At 63.9% G+C, this 18874-nt stretch carries 18 protein-coding genes; 5 read left to right on the forward strand and 13 right to left on the reverse strand.

The window, feature by feature from the left end:
- Positions 1–246 precede the first annotated feature (246 nt).
- From QX034_RS18485 to pqqA, 7 genes are all read right to left on the reverse strand, one after another.
- Positions 247–915, reverse strand: a complete 669-nt coding sequence (locus tag QX034_RS18485; protein ID WP_315701083.1) for a DUF4286 family protein — start codon at positions 913–915, stop codon at positions 247–249.
- 152 nt (positions 916–1067) lie between these two features.
- Positions 1068–2057 carry a prolyl aminopeptidase gene (gene pip / locus QX034_RS18490; RefSeq protein ID WP_316195661.1) on the reverse strand — a complete coding sequence of 330 codons (990 nt, stop codon included), beginning with the start codon at positions 2055–2057 and terminating at the stop codon, positions 1068–1070.
- Positions 2050–3261, reverse strand: coding sequence for a pyrroloquinoline quinone biosynthesis protein PqqE (pqqE, locus tag QX034_RS18495; RefSeq protein WP_315701081.1), 1212 nt, complete (start codon positions 3259–3261; stop codon positions 2050–2052). Before pqqE ends, pip begins: the two co-directional genes overlap by 8 nt.
- Complete coding sequence (gene pqqD, locus QX034_RS18500; protein WP_315701080.1) at positions 3258–3569, reverse strand: pyrroloquinoline quinone biosynthesis peptide chaperone PqqD; 312 nt, start codon at positions 3567–3569, stop codon at positions 3258–3260. Before pqqD ends, pqqE begins: the two co-directional genes overlap by 4 nt.
- Before the next feature lie 6 nt (positions 3570–3575).
- The gene (pqqC, locus tag QX034_RS18505) at positions 3576–4331 is read right to left on the reverse strand and encodes a pyrroloquinoline-quinone synthase PqqC (RefSeq protein ID WP_410050917.1); all 756 of its coding nucleotides are present in this window, start codon (positions 4329–4331) and stop codon (positions 3576–3578) included.
- A 20-nt stretch (positions 4332–4351) separates the two neighbouring features.
- Positions 4352–5281, reverse strand: a complete 930-nt coding sequence (pqqB, locus tag QX034_RS18510; protein WP_315701078.1) for a pyrroloquinoline quinone biosynthesis protein PqqB — start codon at positions 5279–5281, stop codon at positions 4352–4354.
- Between the two features lie 202 nt (positions 5282–5483).
- The gene (gene pqqA, locus QX034_RS18515; RefSeq protein ID WP_012029362.1) at positions 5484–5564 is read right to left on the reverse strand and encodes a pyrroloquinoline quinone precursor peptide PqqA; all 81 of its coding nucleotides are present in this window, start codon (positions 5562–5564) and stop codon (positions 5484–5486) included.
- Positions 5565–5866: 302 nt separating this feature from the next.
- Here pqqA and QX034_RS18520 point away from each other — a divergent pair, with 302 nt between their 5' ends.
- Entirely contained in the window at positions 5867–6124 is a 258-nt protein-coding gene (locus QX034_RS18520; protein WP_315701077.1) for a DUF6894 family protein, read from the forward strand.
- Between the two features lie 27 nt (positions 6125–6151).
- On the opposite strand, the gene QX034_RS18525 is transcribed toward QX034_RS18520, so the two are convergent.
- Positions 6152–6589, reverse strand: a complete 438-nt coding sequence (locus QX034_RS18525) for a group III truncated hemoglobin (RefSeq protein ID WP_315701076.1) — start codon at positions 6587–6589, stop codon at positions 6152–6154.
- 86 nt (positions 6590–6675) lie between these two features.
- The gene (locus tag QX034_RS18530) at positions 6676–7782 is read right to left on the reverse strand and encodes a lactonase family protein (protein WP_315701075.1); all 1107 of its coding nucleotides are present in this window, start codon (positions 7780–7782) and stop codon (positions 6676–6678) included.
- Positions 7783–8008: 226 nt separating this feature from the next.
- Here QX034_RS18530 and QX034_RS18535 point away from each other — a divergent pair, with 226 nt between their 5' ends.
- The 3 genes from QX034_RS18535 to QX034_RS18545 are packed head-to-tail and all read left to right on the forward strand — an operon-like array spanning position 8009 to position 10152.
- On the forward strand, positions 8009–9409 hold the full coding sequence (locus QX034_RS18535) for an amidase family protein (protein WP_315701074.1): 1401 nt from the start codon (positions 8009–8011) through the stop codon (positions 9407–9409).
- Between the two features lie 3 nt (positions 9410–9412).
- Positions 9413–9889 (forward strand): glutathione peroxidase, encoded by a 477-nt coding sequence (locus QX034_RS18540; RefSeq protein WP_315701073.1) that lies wholly within the window; start codon positions 9413–9415, stop codon positions 9887–9889.
- Positions 9886–10152: a DUF3297 family protein gene (locus QX034_RS18545; RefSeq protein ID WP_315701072.1), complete on the forward strand. Its 267-nt coding sequence runs from the start codon at positions 9886–9888 to the stop codon at positions 10150–10152. The genes QX034_RS18540 and QX034_RS18545 overlap by 4 nt, the downstream gene beginning before the upstream one ends.
- A gap of 212 nt (positions 10153–10364) precedes the next feature.
- Here QX034_RS18545 and QX034_RS18550 read toward each other — a convergent pair whose 3' ends face one another.
- The gene (locus tag QX034_RS18550) at positions 10365–11711 is read right to left on the reverse strand and encodes a malonyl-CoA decarboxylase (RefSeq protein ID WP_315701071.1); all 1347 of its coding nucleotides are present in this window, start codon (positions 11709–11711) and stop codon (positions 10365–10367) included.
- A gap of 84 nt (positions 11712–11795) precedes the next feature.
- On the reverse strand, positions 11796–12596 hold the full coding sequence (locus tag QX034_RS18555; RefSeq protein ID WP_315701070.1) for a helix-turn-helix transcriptional regulator: 801 nt from the start codon (positions 12594–12596) through the stop codon (positions 11796–11798).
- A gap of 63 nt (positions 12597–12659) precedes the next feature.
- Here QX034_RS18555 and QX034_RS18560 point away from each other — a divergent pair, with 63 nt between their 5' ends.
- Entirely contained in the window at positions 12660–13835 is a 1176-nt protein-coding gene (locus tag QX034_RS18560) for an MFS transporter (protein WP_315701069.1), read from the forward strand.
- Positions 13836–13870: 35 nt separating this feature from the next.
- Here the strand turns inward: QX034_RS18560 and QX034_RS18565 are convergent, their stop codons facing one another.
- A complete protein-coding gene (locus tag QX034_RS18565) occupies positions 13871–17026 on the reverse strand; it encodes a multidrug efflux RND transporter permease subunit (protein WP_315701068.1) in 3156 nt (1051 codons plus the stop codon).
- Between the two features lie 8 nt (positions 17027–17034).
- Positions 17035–18159: an efflux RND transporter periplasmic adaptor subunit gene (locus tag QX034_RS18570; protein WP_315701067.1), complete on the reverse strand. Its 1125-nt coding sequence runs from the start codon at positions 18157–18159 to the stop codon at positions 17035–17037.
- Between the last annotated feature and the right edge of the window lie 715 nt (positions 18160–18874).

The raw sequence follows: 18874 nt of genomic DNA on the forward strand, positions 1-18874 counted from the left end.
AGGCGGTTACCTGCTCTTCCGGATCACACCCTGGCTGCCGTCCTTCTGTTTTTGAAATGGTTCAATATCGTTGTCCTATTAGACTAGAGCCATTCCAAGGCGGGCACAAAGGCAAATTTGTGTAACCGATGCGCTGCAGCGCGCGTGCTGCACTGCGGCGTATCTATGCTGTTGAATGCCATCACCCCGCCGAAGCCAAGCATGCGCCGCGGCGAGGGGACGTCATTGATCCATCACAAGGCGCCATCAGCTCTGCGTGATGTCGGTCCGGCTTAGATCCCACATCAGACGGTAGATGCCGACCGACATCTGGGTTGCCAGTGGTCCGTCGATCGCAGCAAAGCGCGTCGTCATCAGCGTGGCGATGGCGTGGCTTTCGGTGCCGTCGATCAGGACAAACCAATCCGCGCCGCGATCGGTTGCGGGCAGCTCGGCGCTCGGTCCGGACAGGGCTGCGTCGCCTTCGAGCAGATGCATCGAGATGATGCTGTCGAGATCGTCAGGATCGAGCTCGACCTGCAACGCAGCACGCAGTGCCGCGTCTTGTCCCGGTTTCGGACGCAGGCGGATGATGCCGAGGATGGCGCCGCGGCCGGTGCCCTTCGAGATCGTGATGCGGGCGACTGACCGGATCATGTTCTTGAACCGCGCCATCGTCGTCTTCGACCAGTCGGTCGGTGCATTGAGCCGAGCGCGATAGGCTTCGCTGCTCAGCACGTCGATGGTTTCGGTGGAGTAGAGGCAGAGATATTTCGGGCTCGCCTGCTCGGCGACATAGCGCCTGGCCTCGATGAAGCCCGGGATCGCCACGCGCTCCTCCAGATGCTCGCGGTCGTACCAGCGGTTGAAATCGGCTTCGTCAGCCGCATCGATGTTCATCGATGTCAGCAGCATGCCTTTTCCGGCGATGGGCATTGGGAGGTGTCCTTACTGCAGTTCGTTCCTCGTCGTGAGGAGCGCCTTCGCAGACGCGTCTCAACCATCGGGGCCGGATGCATTTGGAGGGCCTCATCCTGCGAGACGCCATGCTCCGCATCGCTCCTCAGGACGAGGTGATGGCGACGTGTTTAAGGCGCAGCCGTGCGAGACGCCATATCGGCGATCGATTTCATGACCGCATCGCGGATGCCGGGATCATAAAGATTGTGACCTGCGGCTTCGATGACACGGATTTCGGCCTCATGCCACAGGTCGGCGAGCGCCGCGGAGGTCGCGGGCGGGCAGAGCAGGTCGTAGCGGCCCTGCACGACGATGCCGGGGATGCCGGTGAGCCTGCCGGCTTGGCGCAGCAATTGGTCCGGCGCCATGAAGCAGTCGTTCTGGAAGTAATGCGCCTCCATGAAGGCTGTCGCGGGCAGCGGGCCGGTCGCGCGCAGCGTCGCCTGATCGAGCCTGAAGCGGGCGGGTCTCACTTCCGAAAGCGCACGCTCGGTGTCATGCCAGGCGCGTGCTGCGGGCGCATGGACGGCCGGATCTGGATCAAGGATACGCCGCCAATAGGCCGCGCAGGGCTCACCGCGTTCGGCTTCGGGAAGCACTTCGAGGAAGTCGCGATGCAGCGCCGGGTAGAACCGGGCCAGTGTCTCGCCGAACGCGGTTTCCACCTCGGCCCTTGTGCCCAGAAACGTCGCCCGCAGCACCAGTCCCGCGACGCGGCTCGGATGCGCCTGCGCGTAGGCCAGCGCCAAGGTTGCGCCCCAGGACCCGCCGGCCACGATCCACCGCGAGAAACCGAACTTCTCGCGGATCAACTCCGTGTCTGCGATCAGATCGGGCAGGGTGTTGTTGTCGCGGCTGCGGGCCGGCCGGCTGCGCCCGGCGCCGCGCTGATCGAACAGCACGGCATGGAAACGCTCGGGATCGAACAGGCGGCGGTGATCGGGCTGGCAGCCGGAACCGGGGCCGCCATGCAGATACACCGCCGGAATGCCGCCGACGCGGCCGACGCTTTCGACATAGATCTCGTGGCCGCCGGAGACCTGCAGCCATTCCGAAGTCAGCGGTGCGAAGGGATCAGCGCGGCGCGCCGAAGCTTTGCCGGCCTCGGCGTCAGGCATTGTCGTTGTGCTCGGCCGGATCGCCTTCCCAGCTGCCGCCGGCAAAATTGCGGTAGAGGAAGCGGTCCTGGCCGGAAGCCGCGTCGCGCTCGGCCTGCTTGAAAATGCTCTCATGCAGCGGCGACAAGGTGCAGGCCGGGTCGGTGTTGCCGGCGTCCCCGGTGAGCGCAAAGGCCTGGCAGCGGCAGCCCCCGAAATCGATCTCGCGGAATTCGCAACTCTTGCACGGCTCCTTCATCCAGCCGGTGCCGCGATAGCGATTGAAGGCCTCCGAATTCTGCCAGATCCAGGCGATCGAATGGTTCGAGCGCACGGATTCGAACTCGAGCCCGGTAATGCTCTCGGCGGCGTGGCAGGGCAGGATCTTGCCGGAAGGCGAGATGTTGAAGAACTGGCGGCCCCACCCGCCCATGCATTTCTTCGGCCGCAGCGCGTAGTAGTCCGGCACCACGTAGTCGATCGTGAGGACGCCCTTCAGCCGTTCGCGCGCTTCGGCAACCAGGCGATCGGTTTCTTCGAGTTGCGCGTAGGTCGGCATCAGGCTGGCGCGGTTCTTCAAGGCCCAGCCGTAATACTGCACATTGGCGACTTCCAGCCGGTCGGCATCGAGATTGATCGCCATCTGGATCATGTCGGGCAGCTGGTGCAGGTTCTGCCGGTGCATCACCGCGTTGACGGTGAGCGGGAGGTCGAGCTCGCGCGTCCAGCGCGCGACTTCGAGCTTCTTGGCGTGGCCGCCTTTGTAGCCACCAACGCGATCGGCAAGAGGAGCCTCCGAGGCCTGGAAGCTGATCTGAACGTGGCAGAGCCCGGCGTCGGCCAGCGCCTGCAGCCGCTCGCGCGTCAGCAGCACCGCAGAGGTGATCAGATTGGTGTAGAGCCCGACATCGTTGGCATGCTGCACCAGTTCGACCAGGTCCTTGCGCGCGGTCGGCTCGCCGCCGGAGAAATGTATCTGCAGCACGCCGATCTCGGCGAGCTCGGACAGCACCTTCTTCCATTCAGCCGTGGTGAGCTCGCTTGCGCCGCGGTCGAGCTCCAGCGGGTTGGAGCAATAGGGGCATTGCAGCGGGCAACGGTGAGTCAGTTCGGCCAGCACCGCAAGCGGAATGCCATAGGTCTCCGCGACCGAGCGGCGCTGTTCCAGCACGGTCAACCCGTCATTGCTGTCGGTCCGCGGATGCACGTCTGTCAGTTCGGTCATAGCGTCTTCTCCCGAACCTCGGTCAAAAATCCCTTGTCAGCCAAATCCTGCAGCATGGCGACCACATCGGTGGCGATCATGTCGCGCGGTGCGGCGTATTTTTCCGCAAGCTCGTTCACGATCGCTGCGACGTCGCGTGCGCCGTCGCAGAGCTTGAGCACCTCGACCGCGATCTCGTCCGGCGCCAGCACCCGTTCCGGCGCCAGGATCACCCACACCTGCCGCGTCTCGTCGTATCTCAGCTTGGTGTGACGCGGCAGCACCACGCGGCTTACTTCGGTGACTTGGATGTTGCGTGGTGCTGCCATGGCGTCTCAGCCCTCTTTCGGCACGAAGGCGCCGGGCGGAATATGGCCATCGACATAGGCGTGATAGAGCGCGTCGAGCTGCACCCAGAGCACGTTGGTCTTGAATATCAGCGCGTTGCAGACCGCGGCGCGCTGCTCGGGCGTGGTCGCGTGCTCCTTCACGTAATGCAGCGCAAAGTTGGCGTCGCGTGGTGCCTGCGTCAGCCGGCGCTTGAAATAGCTCATCGTGTCGTGGTTGACGAAATTGTAGTGATCGAGCATGCCCGCGATGCGCTCCTCATGGATGCTGGGCGCGAACAGTTCGGTGAGCGAGGAGGCGATCGCTTCGAGCGGCGAGCGGTCGCGGCAGAAATGCACGTACGCCTCGACCGCAAAACGCGTCGCGGGCAGGATGCCTTCGGTCGACTCGACGTAAGCGGTGTCGAGCCCGAGGCCTTCCGTCAGCTTGATCCAGCGTTCGATCCCGCCCTCGCTGCCGACGTCGCCGTCATGATCCTCGATCCGGTGCCGCCATTCCAGCCGGGTGGCGCGATCGCGGAAGCGCGAGATCACCACTGCATCCTTGATCGGGATCGTGCTCTGATAGTAGTAGCGGTTCAGCGCCCAGGCCTGCACCTGGCCCTTGTTGAGCTTGCCGCCATGCAAGAGCTTATGGAACGGATGCAGGTTGTGATAGCGGGTCGCGCCGATATGGCGGAGCGCGGCCTCCAATTCGCCGGCGCTGTTCAGCCTCACATTGTTGCCGATCGACAGCGCGGTCATTTCACTCAAATTCACATCACTCACAGCAAGATCTCCATCCCTTGAGCGGGGATTTCCCATCCCTCGCGTTCCAATGTCTGCCGCTCGAGTGAGGCGTGGAGCCACGCCGGATTTGAGTTGTTGATGTGCAGGAAAAGCTTCCTGCCGATCCCGATGTCCGCCAGCGACTTGATTGCGCCGCTTTCTCCGGACATCGCGATATGCCCCATGCTCTGCCCGGTCTTGTTGCCAAGACCGGCTTGGATCATTTCGTCGTCCCGCCATACCGTGCCGTCGAAGAACACCAGCGGCGCGCCCTTCAGCCGCTGCCTCAGGGCATCGTCCACGTCGGCGCAGGCGGCGATGACATAGAAATATTGGCCGCTGGCCTTGTCCGCAATCTTCAGGCCCAGCGTGTCGCCGGTCGATGCGCTGCCCCCCGGATGCTCCTTCCCGCGCAGATACCAGGCGCTGGTACCCGATACCGCAAAGGGCAGGATTTCGAGCCCGGATGGGGTGCCGTCCGGCAATTGCGGGGCGAAGGCGGCATCAACCTCGATCGGTACCCGCCGGACGTTCTCTTCCTTCAACACATCGAAGATGCTGTTCGATTTCAGGATCGCAAGCACCTTGGGATGCCCATAGATCGTGAAGGGCGAACTCTCGCGCATCGACAGCAGGCCGGTGACCGCATCGATCTCGCCATTGGTCAGGATCACGCCCGCGATCGGGCTGTGGCGGAGCGCGCCCGGCTTGGGATGAAGCTGCGGTGTATCGGTAACCTGTTGGCGCAGGTCTGGTGACGCATTGACCAGGAACCAATGCTCGCCGTCGGCGCTCACCGCGATCGAGGCCTGGCTATTCCGGATCTCAGGATGATCAGTCCTGGCGGCCTGGCATACCGCACAGCCGCAATTCCATTGCGGCACTCCGCCGCCGGCAGCGGCGCCCAGGACGACGACGCGCAGCATAATCCGTCTCCTGGAAGTCAAACGAGGGACTTCAATGCGGGGCTTCGGATAATGGCTTCAGGCGCATCCGCAAGCCGTAACCGGCGGGACGGGGCGAAGCGGCGAAGAAGCCGAGGGTGAACGCCCGATCCCGTGCCTTGGGTTTCGCCAATGCGCTGACCTTCGGCGTCCACCCTCACGGTGTTGACGTCACACTCGCAAATTATTTGCGAGCGGCGCAGGCATACATGTTGATTTCCATGCCGACCGGCACTTCAACGATCTTGGGGGCTTTCCAGGCCATTGTCCTCTCCTTTTCGATCGGGACGATTTTCGTCCTCAACGATAAACTACCGCGCCATGAAAAGTTCGCCAGTGGAATCTTTTTCGTTTGAACCGGTCGGCCTATTTATTGCAGTGCGACGTGGCAGAGGAGAACGAGTGGCAATGTCGGGAAAGCAGGGCTGTCAATACAACGAATTCGTGATCGATCGCTTCGCAACCGCGTCCGGTTCTCCTCCTAGGCTGCGGGGAACCGCCCGGATAAGGCAGTTGTGAGTTCTTGGAGCTTTCTATCTCAACGCGCGACCCGATTGGAATCTGTCCATGCCCCGATATTTCTTCAACACCCGGATTGGCGACGAGCTGGTCTCCGATACCGATGGTGAGCTGCTGCGCAATCCCGACCGCGCCTGGGAAGTCGCGCGCGACATGATCCGGGAGCTGCTGCGCACGGAAGGCGCCAACGCGGCGCTCCTCTCGGCCGTCATCGAGGTGACGGACGAGGAAGGCGACATCGTCCTGGAATTTCCGTTCTCGGAGGCGATCTTCGACGTGCCCGCCCGATCGATGACGCGGCACTGAGGCTGTGGCCCCTTGCCGACCCGTCGCTCAGACCGAATGCCGCGGCTGGATGATCTCTCCGCGCGTGGTTGCGATCCCCATCTCGAAGCTGTCGGCGATGCGTCGGGCGCGCAGAATGAAGATCTCGGCGATCTCGGGCGAGAACAGCTCGCGCGCCGTGGCTTCGAACAGTTTGAGCCAGCGGTCGAAATGCGCGCCCTGCAGGGACAGCAGCAGGTGTGGGCGCATGGGGGCGCCGCTGTAGCGGCCGGTCTTCAAGAGCATCGATGACCAGAAATCGGCGATCTTGCCGATATGCTCGTCCCAGTCCTGTACCGTCGTATTGAAGATCGGGCCGATCAGTTCATCCTGCCGGGCGCGACCATAGAAGGTCTCGACCAGGAGCCGGATGGATCCCTCATCAAGTTCCGGATGTTGAACGGCGAGCGGGTGGCGGGAGGGGGTGGTCGTGGGCTTGGCGGTCATGGCGCTGTATATAAGCAGCCACAACGTGCATTGAAATGGCCAATCGGTGCCTCAGTCGGCCGTTGGTTCCCTGATTCCGCCGCCGTTTACGGCAGGCTGACGAACTCCACCCAGTTCGGCTTCTTGCCTACGGAATAGGACTTCAACCTGCGCAAGGCTCCGCTGGTCTGATCGATACCGTAGACAGTCATGCCGTTGGAGACCTCGCCGACGGCTGCAAGATAACGGCCGCTCGGATCGATGTTGAAGCCGCGCGGCTGGGTCTCGGTCGGAACGCTGCCGATCGTGGTGAGATGGCCGGTCGAGGCGTCGACCTTGAAGGCCGCCAACGTGTTCGAGGTCCGCTCCGAGGCATAGAGAAAGCGGCCGTCCGCGGTCACGTGCAGATCCGCCGCCCAGGGTTTTCCTGAGAAGCCCGGCGGCAGCACGGAGGTGCGCTGCTCCTCGCGCCAGGTGCCTTTGTCGGCATCGTAGGCATAGACCGCGAGATCGGCGTTCAGCTCGTGCAAGAGATAGATGAACTTGCCGTTCGGGTGAAAGATGAAGTGGCGTGGCCCTGATTTTTCCGGCGTTTTGATCGTCCCCGCCGCGTTGGGCGTCAGCGCCCCGGAGCTCGCGTCGAAGGTGAAGCTGAGCACCTGGTCGGAGCCGAGATTGGTCACGAACACGAAGCGGTTGTCGGGCGCAGGCAGGAATGCGTGCGCGTTCAGCCCGGTCGGAATCACCTGTGCAGGCGCGGCAACGACGCTGTTCGCCTGCACCGGGTTGACCGCGACTTTGTTGCCGCCATAAGAGGCGCTGAACAGGAACCTGCCGGACCGGTCGAAGGCGATATTGGCCATGCTGTCGGCCAGCGGGCCGTTACCCAGATGGCTCAGGTGCCCGCTTATGGGATCGATCGCGAAGCTCACGGCCAGGAAGGGCTTGGAGCGGATGCCTGCGATCAGCGTGCGACGATCGGGGCTGATCGCCAGCGGCGTCGATGAGCCGGGCGTTTCGATAGCAGGGAAGGCCGCGGTTTGGACCGGCGTCATCTCTCCCGTACCGGAATCGAGCCGGAATACGCTGATATCGTTGCTGTCGGCATTGCCGATATAGGCGAACGTTTCGGCGCTGGACATACGCGGCGCCAGTGCGGTCGCGAGCGCGGCGATCATCAACGTCGTTGCTACGACGGTGCCCGATCCGAGCATGTTGTTCCCCCCCGTAATTTAGTTGCGGATTCTTAGTCTCGATTGTCGGTGCTGGCCAAGATCGATGTCGTATGAATCAATTCAGAATTAGCATTGGTCGGGAGGGAGGCCGGACGGGCGGGCGCCCATCTCTTCCACGCATGGCCGTGTGCCGGGACGGGCAGGGCACGGCGCTGGTTCCTCCGCCGCTCCGGCGCTAAAAGCGGACCACATCACGGAGTTGCCCATGACCGACCTCTGGCGCCTTTCGGCCGCTGACCTCGCCGCCCTCATCAAGTCCAAGCAGGTTTCCGCCAAGGAAGCGGCCACGTCGGCGCTGGCGCGTCTCGGCGCGGTCAATCCGAAGGTCAACGCGGTGATCGACCATCGTCCCGAGCAGGTGCTGCGACAGGCCGAGAGCATCGACGCGGCGCTTTCGCGCGGCGAAGATCCGGGCCCCTTGGCCGGCGTGCCGGTCACGATCAAGGTCAATGTCGATCAGGCCGGCTTCGCCACCACCAATGGGTTGAAGCTGCAGAAGGACGCGATCGCCAAGAGCAACAATCCGGTGGTGGAGAACCTGGTCAAGGCGGGGGCCGTGCTGCTCGGCCGGACCAATACGCCGGCGGTGTCCTACCGCTGGTTCACAAGCAACCTCGTCCACGGCGACACCAAGAATCCGCGTGATCCGGCGATCACGCCGGGCGGCTCCTCGGGCGGTGCGGGATCGGCGACAGCCGCGGGCATCGGCCATATCGGCCACGGCACCGACATTGCCGGCTCCGTCCGTTACCCGGCCTATGCCTGCGGCATTCATGGCCTGCGTCCGACCGTCGGGCGCATTCCCGCGTTCAACGCCTCCCTTCCGGAACGCCCGATCGGACCGCAGATCAGTGCCGTCTCCGGCCCCCTGGCGCGTACCATCAAGGACGTCCGGCTTGCCTTGGCAGCCATGTCCGCGCGCGATGTGCGCGATCCCTGGTGGATGCCGGTGCCGCTGGAAGGTCCGCCGATGCCGAAGCGCGTGGCGCTCTGCGTCAATCCGGATGGGCTCAATCCGGTGCCGGAGGTGCAGGCCGCGGTGCGCGATGCGGGCCAGCGGCTGGAGCGGGCGGGTTGGACGGTGGAGGAGATCAAGGACACCCCGCCGATGCAGGAGGCCGCGATTCTGCAGACAAAGCTCTGGCTCGGTGACGGCTATGAGGCGCAACTCGCTCTCGCCGAGAAGGAAGGCGATCCCGGCGCGCTGGCCTGCCTGCGCGGCAACCGTGCAAAGGTGTTTCCGTTCGACTCCACCGAGCTTTCCAGGGCGCTGACCCGCCGGGCGACGCTGACCCGCGAGTGGCTGCTGTTCCTCGAACAACATCCGGTGCTGTTGATGCCGGTCTCGGGTGAACTGCCGTTCGCAGATCAGCTCGATCGCAAGGACGAAGAATCGTTCCAGCGAGTCTGGCACGCACAGCTGACCCAGATCGCGATCCCGTTTTTCGGCGTTCCGGCCCTGACGGTCTCGACCGGCCTGGTCGGGCGCCTCCCGGTCGGCGTGCAGCTCGTGTCGCAGCGCTTCCGGGAGGATTTGTGCCTTGCCGCCGGCGAGGCGATCGAGGCTGGCGGAACCCCACCCATGCCGATCGATCCCGTGGGCTAGCTGATGCCGAGCATCTACGATTTCACCGCGGCGTCGCTCAGTGGTGAAGAGGTGCCGCTGAAGCGCTTCGAGGGGCAGGTGTTGCTGGTCGTGAACACCGCGAGCGCCTGCGGCTTCACGCCGCAATATCGCGGCCTCGAAGCACTTTACCGGGAGTATGCGAGCCGGGGCTTTGCCGTGCTGGGATTTCCCTGTAACCAGTTCGGCGCCCAGGAGCCGGGCACCGCAGAGGAGATTGGCGCGTTTTGCGCGGGCAAGTACGACGTGACGTTTCCGCTGTTTGCGAAGGTCGCCGTCAACGGCGCGGCCGCGCATCCGCTGTTCAAGTTCCTGAAACGTGAGAAGAGCGGGCTATTGGGTTCGGCGATCAAATGGAATTTCACCAAATTCCTGGTCGACCGGTCGGGGCAGGTGGTGGGTCGCTATGCGCCGACCACCAAGCCTGAGGCATTGAAGAAAGAGATCGAGGCGCTGTTGTGAGCGAAACGAAGACCACTGCGAACGAACTGCCGGACCGTTTGTCGGTCGATCCGAAGAGCCCGTACTACAATGCGGAGGTTCTGGCCCGCGACGTCGGCATCCGCTTCAAGGGCGTCGAGAAGACCAATGTCGAGGAATATTGCGTGAGCGAGGGCTGGGTCCGCGTGACCGCGGGCAATGCCAAGGATCGTCACGGCAATCCGCTCACCATCAAGGTGCACGGGCCGGTCGAGCCGTATTTCAGGGATCTGAGCTCGTCCTGACGCGCTCAGGCGGCATTGCGAGCGACCCGGTCCGCGCGAAGCGCGGCCGGATGACAAGCTCGGCGGCGCAATCCAGGAACCACACGAGACATCTGGATTGCCTCGTCGCCGATGCTCCCTGCAACGGCGTCATCGCATGGAGCCCTTCGGAAGACCTGCCTCTTCCCGTCCATCGGCTAGGCGGGCCACTGCCGCGCCGATGCTGCGACCGCTTACGACAGCCGCATGTCCAGAAGCCTGCGACCTTCCGTCTTGATCAGCTTCTTCACCGCGCTGGAGGCGACCACCTCGCCTTCATTGGCGTAGGCCTCGTGGTTCTTCTCGATATCGTCGAGGCGGTAGAGATAGTTGACCATGATGCCGGCGGATTCGCGCAAACCCTTGGCCGAGAGATCGCCGAGCCAGTTGATGCGCTCCAACCGCGCGCCGTTGCCGAGATGGAAGCGCGCGACGGAGTCGATCAGCTTGCCCTTGGGCGTGCGCGCTTTCAGGAAATAATAGGCGGCGATCGGCTCCAGCACCGTGCGCAATTGCGCAGCGATCTCGGGATCCTCGAACCATTTGGGCTCGTCCAGCAGCTTGAGCACCGCACGGTCTTCATCGCTGACCTCGGTGGTCTGCTTCAGCCAGCCCATGAAGCCCGGCACCGGCGACAGCGTCACGAACGTGTCGAGCTTCGGCAGCTCGCGCCGGAGCTCTTCGACCACCTGCTTGATCAGGAAGTTGCCGAAGGAAATGCCGCCGAGCCCGCGCTGGGTATTGGAAATCGAGTAGAACACTGCGGTGCGCGCGCGATCGATCGGGACCGGCTGACGATCGACCGCGAGCAGCGGCGAGATTGCGCCGGGTATCGTTTCGGTCAGCGCCACCTCGACGAAAATCAAGGGCGCATCCGGCAGTGCCGGATGGAAAAAGGCGTAGCAACGGCGATCGGCCGGGTCGATGCGGCGGCGCAGATCGTCCCAGTCATGAATTTCGTGCACGGCCTCGTAGCGGATGATCTGTTCCAGGATGTTGGCAGGTGTCGACCAATCGATCCGGCGTAACACGAGAAACCCCCTGTTAAACCAAGAGCTCAAGAGATGGACGATATCCCGATCGAGCGCCACGAGCTCGGGGGTGGCCTTCGTCAAGCCGAGCAGATCGGTCCGCATCGCGACCAGTTCGCCGGTCCCGCCCGGCGCACGGTTGAGCCGGCGGATCAATTCCTGCCGCCGCGGCTCGGAGGCGAAATGCAACTCGCTGGCGTCCTCGTCGGTCGGATGCGCGCGCCAGTTCTCGATGGCCTTGGTGAGCTTGGCCTTGTCAGGTCCGAATTCATGCACCAGCGCCGTGAAGAACGCCTTGCGTCCATCGGCATCGAGATCATGGTAGCCGTCGAGCACGTCGCGGGCCATCGCGGTGCCGGATGCTTCGCCGGCCCCCGATAGCAGGGCCTGGCAGAGCTCGGCCAGGCTCTCTGCATCGTGTTTTTCGGCTGGCGATCCGCCGCGGCGAAGAAACGTGCGGCCACGCTCGGAGATTGTGGTGAGCAGGTCGGTGAAAAAAGCGTTGGCCATCTGATCTCGTCGAATCCCCCGCGGAGAAGGTCGATCTTACATGGATTTATGGCAAAGCTTGTCACAATCAAGTATAAGAATTGGTCAAAGTCGTCGGACGAAATCTGTCGGCGACTTGCCGGTCACTTGCCGGAAGGCGTGTGAAAAGGCCGGCATGCTGGCATAGCCGAGATCGGACGCCAGCGCCTTGATCGAGAGATGACGCTCGGTCGACAGCCGTTCGATGGCGGTGGCGATCCGCGCCCGTCGGCACCAGGCTTTGAAGCTCAGCTTGGTCTCTGCGGCAAACAGCCGCGACAGCGTGCGTGCGGATGTGCCGACCTTGCGTGCAAGCGTCTCGATTTCATGCGTCATCGCCGGCGTGGCCAGCACGATGTCGGCGGCGCGCCGGCAGCGCGGCTCCTGCGGAAGCGGAATGAAGGTCGCGGAATCCTCGGTGCGGCGCAATTCCAGCATCGCCAGCCGGACCAGCAGGTCGGCGCGTTCGCGGTCTTTCCGGTCTTCGAACAGCGCCAGGATCGCATGATGCAACAGCGGCGACACCAGCACCACGAATTCCTTGCTGAGCCGCGGCTTGCGCATATGGCCCTGCAGCAAATCGCCGTCGAAGAAGATCGTCCGCATTTCGCTATCGGACAACATGTCGATCGCATGTGCGTGGTGCGCGGGCACCCAGACCGCGCGGTCGGGGGGCACCAGCCAGCGGCCTTTCGGTGTCGTGACCTGCATCGTGCCGCTCGCGGCATAGACCAGCTGTGCCTCGCGGTGCATATGCGGCGCGAGCCGCATGCCTTTCTTGTAGCTGCGGGCGACCAGGTGAACCCCGGCCTGCACGGCGCGGCGGTCGGCGACAAGAGGGCGGATTGGCGTTTCGACGATGGTCATTGGCGGCATCCCGTCAGGGCAAGCGACTATAATCGATTTCAAGACAACATGAGCGCCAGCCCCATGAACCATCCGAGCCGGGTGATCGGCTTTGTCAATGCCGGTCACTTCATCGATCACTATGCGATGCTGATTTTTGCCGCCGCGGTCGTCATCATGGGCCCGGCCCTCGACATGAGCTATGCGGAACTATTGCCTTACGCCACGCCTGGCTTCATCGCCTTCGGCGCCGGATCGCTGCTGACGGGCTGGCTCGGCGACCGCTGGAGCCGCCGTCATATGATGCTCATCTTCTATCTCGGCATCGGCGCGTCCATGGTCGCGGTCGGGCTGGTCCGGACGCCGGTGCAGCTCGGCACAGCCTTGCTCGCCATCGGCCTGTTCGCCTCGATCTACCATCCGGTCGGCACCGCGATGATCGTCTCCTATGCGGAGAGACTGGGGCGCGAGATGGGGATCAACGGCGTGTGGGGCAATCTCGGCGTGGCCTCGTCGGCGCTGGTGACGGGCGTGATCGGCGAATATCTCGGCTGGCGCTTTGCGTTCATCGTTCCGGGCGTTCTCACGATGCTGATCGGCGTCGCCTTCGCATGCGCCGTGACGCATGAGGACCGTCGCGGCGCGCGGCAGGCGGCGGCGCAGGCGCGGGTCGCGCGCGAGCACATGTGGCGGGTCGTCGTCGCGCTGCTGATGGTCGTCATCGCGATCTCGACCACCTTCAATGCGGTCACGGTGGCGCTGCCGAAGCTGTTCGCCGAGCGGCTCGCCGGCCTGACGCAGAGCCCGGCGCTGCTGGGCCTGATCGCGGCCGGGGTCTATGTGTTCGGCGCGATGACCCAATACACGATCGGGCGGCTGCTGGACCGGCATGCGCTGAAGGCGGTGGCGCTGCCGCTGTCGGTCGTGCTGGCGCCGCTGCTTTATCTCGCCGCCGATTTCACCGATCTGGCCTTGATCCTGGTCTCGGTCGGCATCGTGATGGGCGCGTTCGGCCAGGTTACGGTCAATGACGCCATGGTCGGCAAGTACACATCGGAAGAATGGCGCTCGCGCGCTTATGCGGTGCGCTATTTCGTCGGCTTCACCGCCGCGGGCGCCTCGGTCGGTCTGGTCGCCTGGCTCCATGAGCATGGCGGCTTTTCGACCATGCTGCACGCCTTCGCCGGCCTCTGCCTGTTCGCGGTCGCAGCGGCGCTGATCCTGCCGCCTGAGATCAGGGTGCCCGCGCCCACGAATTGAGAACGTCGCCTTCGGCTCCTCGCAATGACGGAGAATTACGGCAGTGTCTGCGCGCTTGCGACATCCACCGGCGCCTTGCGCTCTGCCAGCCAGTTCTCGAACCGTTGCACCACGACGAAGAACGCCGGCACGAACAGCACGGCGAGGCAGGTCGAGGCCAGCATGCCGGAGAACACAGTGATGCCGATCGACTTGCGGGCGCTCGCGCCGGCGCCGGTTGCGAACACCAGCGGCGCCACGCCGAGGATGAATGCGAACGACGTCATCAGGATCGGGCGGAAACGGGCGCGGGCCGCCTCGATCGCCGATTCCAGCAGCGGCTTGCCGTCGCGGCCATGTAGTTCGAGGCCGACCTCGACGATCAGGATCGCGTTCTTGGCCGACAGCGCGATGAGCAGGATCAGCCCGATCTGGACATAGAGATTGTTGTCGATCTTGAGCGCCGAGAGCACCGCCATCGGGCCGAGCAGCGACAGCGGTACGGCCAATATCACCGAGATCGGCGCGTACCAGCTTTCATATTGGCCGGCGAGCACGAGATAGACGAGCAGCAGCGCAAGACCGAAGGTCAGGTAGATCTGGTTCGAGACCGCCTTCTCCTGATAGGACATCGCGGTCCACTCGTAACCGGCGCCCGGCGGCAAGGTCCGGTCCGCGACCTGCTCCATCAGTGTCAGCGATTGTCCGGAGCTGTAGCCCTGCGCCGGCAGGCCGACGATGGTGGCGGAGGGATAGAGATTGTACAGGCTGATCAGCGAGGGGCCGACGCTCGGACGGATCGTGGCAACGGTGCCGAGCGGGATCATGTCGCCGGCCTGGTTGCGCACCATCAGGTTCTCGATCTCGCGCGTGGTCAGCCGGGCGCTGGCGTCGGCCTGCACATAGACCTGGAACACGCGGCCGAATTTGTTGAACTGATTGACGAAAGAGGAGCCGAGATAGGACGAGAGCGCCGAGAACACGGCATCGGTGGTGACGTGCAAGGTCTGCGTCTTGATGCGGTCGATCTCGATATCGAATTGCGGCACCATGGCGCGGAACGGCGATTGCACGTGCTGCAGCGCGCTTTGGCTCTCGGCGTTGGTGACCATGGCGGAGGTCAAGGCTTGCAGCTTGGCATAATCGTTGTTGCCGTCGCGCAGCTCGACCTGCATGGAAAAGCCCGCGGCATTGCCGATGCCTTGAATCGGTGGCGGCGGCAGCACCGAGACTTGCGCCTCCATTACCGCCGCCATCTTGTCGTTCAGCCCATAGACCAGTGAACGCAGGTCTTCGCCCTTGCCGCGGGCGTCCCAATCCTTCAAGACGATATAGGCGACGCCGGCATTGGCCAGGCTTGCGCTATTGTCCAACGCGGATATGCCGGCGATGGTGGTGACCTGGGCGACGCCGGGCGTCTGGCCCGCGATCTCGCTCACCTTCTCCAGCGCCTTCTGTGTCCGGTCCAGCGCGGCGCCGTCGGGCAATTGGACGGCGGCGATCAGGTAGCCCTGGTCCTCGATCGGGAGAAAGCCGGTCGGGACGCGCGACAGGCCATAACCGCCGATCGCGATCAGGAGCAGCGCTGCGATCACCGACATGTTGCTGTGTGCGACCAGCCAGCCGATCAGCGATTCATAGCGCCGCTCCAGCCGCGCGTAGACGTTGTTGAAGGCGCGGTAGAAGACATTGCGCTGCTCCGGCGGCACCGGCGGGCGCAGCCAAAGCGCGCATTGCGTCGGCTTCAAGGTCGCAGCATTGATGGCGGAGAGCAGCGCGGTCGCGGCGATCACCAGGGCAAACTGCGCGTAGATCCGTCCCGTCAGTCCCGGCAGGAATGCGGCCGGCAGGAACACCGAGATCAGCACCAGGGTGATGCCGACGATCGGGGCGAACAGCTGGTCCATGGCGCGGATCGCCGCGTCATGGCCGTTCATGCCGCGCTCGATGTTGTGGGCGGCGCCTTCGACCACCACGATGGCGTCGTCGACCACGATGCCGATCGCGAGCACGATCGCAAACAGGGTCGACATGTTGATGGTGAAGCCGAGCGCCGCCATCGCGGCGAACGCGCCGATGATGGTGACCGGAACCGTCGTGGTCGGCACCAGCATCGCGCGCCAGTCCTGCAGGAACACCAGGATGACGATCAGCACCAGCACGCCGGCCTCGATCAAGGTCTTGTAGACCTCGTGGACGGAGGCGCTGACGAATTTCGTCGTGTCGAACGGCGTCTCGTATTTGACCCCCGGCGGGAAGGCTCTTGCGAGTTCCGCCATCTTCTTCTCGACGGTCTGCTCGACCTCGAGCGCATTGGCCCCGGGAGATTGGAAGATGCCGATGCCGGCGGCCGGTTGCCGGTTGAGCGAAAAGATCTGGCTGTAAGTCTGTGCGCCGAGCTCGACCGAGCCGACGTCGCGCACGCGCGTCACGTCGCCATTGTCGCCGGTCTTGACGATGATGTCTTCGAATTGCCTGACATCGTCGAGTCGGCCGGCGACGTTGAGGGTGTACTGAAAGGCCTGGCCCGGCGGAGTCGGCGGTGCGCCGATCTGGCCGGCCGCGACCTGCTGGCTTTGCTGCTGAATGGCCTGGATCACGTCCTGCGGCACCAGCCCGCGCACCTGCAGTTTGCTCGGATCGAGCCAGATGCGCATCGAATACTGGCCGGACCCGAACACCGTGACGTTGCCGACGCCGGGCAGCCGCGCCAGTTCGTCCTTCAGATTGATGGCGGCATAGTTGCTCAGGTACAGGCTGTCATATTTGGCGTCCGGCGAAGTCAAGGTGACGAACAACAGAATCGAGGTCGACCGCTTCTGCACGGTGACGCCCTGGTTCTGCACCGCCGGCGGCAATTGCGACAGCGCGCTGGAGACGCGGTTCTGCACCAGCACTTGCGCGAAGTTGAGATCGGTGCCGATCTTGAAGGTCACTGTCAGCGTGTAGGTGCCGTCGGCGGCGCTGTAGGACTGCATATAGAGCATGTCCTCGACGCCGTTGACCTGCTGCTCGATCGGCAACGCGACCGTGTCGATCACGGTCTTGGCGCTGGCGCCGGGATAGCGCGTTGTGACCTGCACGGTCGGCGGCACCACATCGGGGTATTGCGCGACCGCGAGGTTGAACAGCGCGACCGCGCCGATCAGCATCATCAGGATCGCGATGACGTTGGAGAGGACCGGGCGTTCGATGAAGAATTTGGAGATCATCGCCGCTCCTATTTGCCGGCGGAGGCCTGCTGTTCGATCGTCTTGACTTGTGGGTCGACTTTCTGGCCCGGAATTGCCCGCAGCAGCCCGGCGATGACCACGCGATCGTCGGGCTTCAGTCCGCTTTCGATCACGCGCAACTCCCCTTCGCGCGCTCCGACCGTCACAGTGCGCTGCTCGACCGTATTGTCGCCGTTGACGATGAGAACATAGCGGCCACTTTGGTCGCTGCCGAGCGCGGTGTCCGGAACGAGAAGCGCATTCGGCACGCGCTCCAGCGGAACGCGGATGCGGACGAAATAGCCGGGCAGCAGCACGCGGTTCGGGTTCGGGACGATGCCGCGGACGGCGAGTGTACCGGTGGCCTGATTGATCGTCGGCGCAGCGTAGTCGAGCTTGCCTTGGTGCGGATAACCGTCCTCCGTCTGCAGCCCGATCTCGATCGGAATTTGTTTGAAGTCGGACTCCGTCAACCCGCGCTGCCGCGCGTCAGCCCGGATCCGCAACACGTCCTGCTCGTTGACATTGAAGTTCACGTAAATCGGGTCGAGCGCGACGATGGTCGCAAGCTGTGTCGGCGAGGCAACGCCGACAAGTTCGCCCACCGAGACCAGATGCGCGCTGACCACGCCGTCGAACGGCGCGGTCACCTTGGTATAGTCGTAGTTGACTTGGGCGATTCGTGTGTTGGCCTCGGCTTGCGCCAGATTGGCCTTGGCGTTGTCGCGCGCCGCGGTGGAGCTATCGAGCGTTGCCTGTGACACGGCCTGCCGGGCGACGAGCTCGGACTGGCGTCTGTAGTCCGCTTCGGCCTGCTTCAGCGAGGCCTGCGCGCCGGCCTCGGCGGCTTGGGCCTGGTCGAGCTTGAACTTGTAGGTCTCGGGCTCGATGGTGAACAGCGTCGTGCCTTCCTTCACCGCGTCGCCGTCCTTGTAGTCGATCGACTGCAGGAAGCCTTGGACCCGCGCCACCAGATCGACGCTCTTCACGGGCGCGGTATTGCCGGTCGCGTCGAGGTAGCGCGTGACCGCGCGTTGCACCGGCTGTGCGACGTCCACCTTGGGCGGAGGCGGTGGCTGGAACGAATTCTGTTCGCACCCGGCCAGCAGCGTTGCTGTGAGCGCAATCGACATGATGCTCGGCAGATGTTGCCGAGCAGACCTTGGCTGGGAATGCGATGACAAGTGCGTCGACATCATCTCCGGAAAACCATTTGAACAGGCTTTGAGACCACGCGCACCAAAAAAAGGCATCGGATAGAGTCTATCCGTTGTGTTTCCTACCAACAATCCACCTGGAGCGAAACACGAAAGCCGATATGTCACCGGAAAGTTGCATGACCGCGCGGATATGTCGCCGGATCGTCAACTGATTGGGAGGCCGGCCGATGGTCGATCCAGCGCTTGAACGCTGCCCGCCGCTCTCGACCGTCGTCGTGATTGCGCTCGCCGCACCGGTCCTTTTCCGCATAGGCGCGCACGCGATGTCGTGTCGCGCCACCGGCCGAGCCGGAGGCGAAGCCGGTGCCTGGCTCGGTCGCTGAAAGCAAGCCAGCCGCGGGCAGGGGGCGGGCGGTGCTGCGGCACCTGCATCTCCATCTGCAGCCCATCGGCGGTACCAGTTGTTCCTGCCGCGGGGGCATCGGACCGGTGGCTATTCCGGCAACGCCGAGGTTCCTGCTGCGGCTGGGTCCGCTCGATGAGCGAGTGATTATCAATGCTGCATGTGCCGGCCGAAGCTCTCTCTCGGCCGTCCTTCCCGACGTTCGCCTCCGGCGAGTGCCTCGGGACGAGGGCTTGCTTTGCGGCAAAAGGACAGACCCTCATGGTGAGGGGCGCCGCCTGCGGC

This window comes from Bradyrhizobium sp. SZCCHNR3119, assembly GCF_032487775.1.
GTDB lineage: Bacteria > Pseudomonadota > Alphaproteobacteria > Rhizobiales > Xanthobacteraceae > Bradyrhizobium.

Coding starts and splice junctions, on each gene's coding strand:
- QX034_RS18485 (WP_315701083.1), bottom strand. CDS start 915: ATGCCCATCGCCGGAAAAGGCATGCTGCTGACATCGATGAACATCGAT.
- pip (WP_316195661.1), bottom strand. CDS start 2,057: ATGCCTGACGCCGAGGCCGGCAAAGCTTCGGCGCGCCGCGCTGATCCC.
- pqqE (WP_315701081.1), bottom strand. CDS start 3,261: ATGACCGAACTGACAGACGTGCATCCGCGGACCGACAGCAATGACGGG.
- pqqD (WP_315701080.1), bottom strand. CDS start 3,569: ATGGCAGCACCACGCAACATCCAAGTCACCGAAGTAAGCCGCGTGGTG.
- pqqC (WP_410050917.1), bottom strand. CDS start 4,331: ATGACCGCGCTGTCGATCGGCAACAATGTGAGGCTGAACAGCGCCGGC.
- pqqB (WP_315701078.1), bottom strand. CDS start 5,281: ATGCTGCGCGTCGTCGTCCTGGGCGCCGCTGCCGGCGGCGGAGTGCCG.
- pqqA (WP_012029362.1), bottom strand. CDS start 5,564: ATGGCCTGGAAAGCCCCCAAGATCGTTGAAGTGCCGGTCGGCATGGAA.
- QX034_RS18520 (WP_315701077.1), top strand. CDS start 5,867: ATGCCCCGATATTTCTTCAACACCCGGATTGGCGACGAGCTGGTCTCC.
- QX034_RS18525 (WP_315701076.1), bottom strand. CDS start 6,589: ATGACCGCCAAGCCCACGACCACCCCCTCCCGCCACCCGCTCGCCGTT.
- QX034_RS18530 (WP_315701075.1), bottom strand. CDS start 7,782: ATGCTCGGATCGGGCACCGTCGTAGCAACGACGTTGATGATCGCCGCG.
- QX034_RS18535 (WP_315701074.1), top strand. CDS start 8,009: ATGACCGACCTCTGGCGCCTTTCGGCCGCTGACCTCGCCGCCCTCATC.
- QX034_RS18540 (WP_315701073.1), top strand. CDS start 9,413: ATGCCGAGCATCTACGATTTCACCGCGGCGTCGCTCAGTGGTGAAGAG.
- QX034_RS18550 (WP_315701071.1), bottom strand. CDS start 11,711: ATGGCCAACGCTTTTTTCACCGACCTGCTCACCACAATCTCCGAGCGT.
- QX034_RS18555 (WP_315701070.1), bottom strand. CDS start 12,596: ATGACCATCGTCGAAACGCCAATCCGCCCTCTTGTCGCCGACCGCCGC.
- QX034_RS18560 (WP_315701069.1), top strand. CDS start 12,660: ATGAACCATCCGAGCCGGGTGATCGGCTTTGTCAATGCCGGTCACTTC.
- QX034_RS18565 (WP_315701068.1), bottom strand. CDS start 17,026: ATGATCTCCAAATTCTTCATCGAACGCCCGGTCCTCTCCAACGTCATC.
- QX034_RS18570 (WP_315701067.1), bottom strand. CDS start 18,159: ATGTCGATTGCGCTCACAGCAACGCTGCTGGCCGGGTGCGAACAGAAT.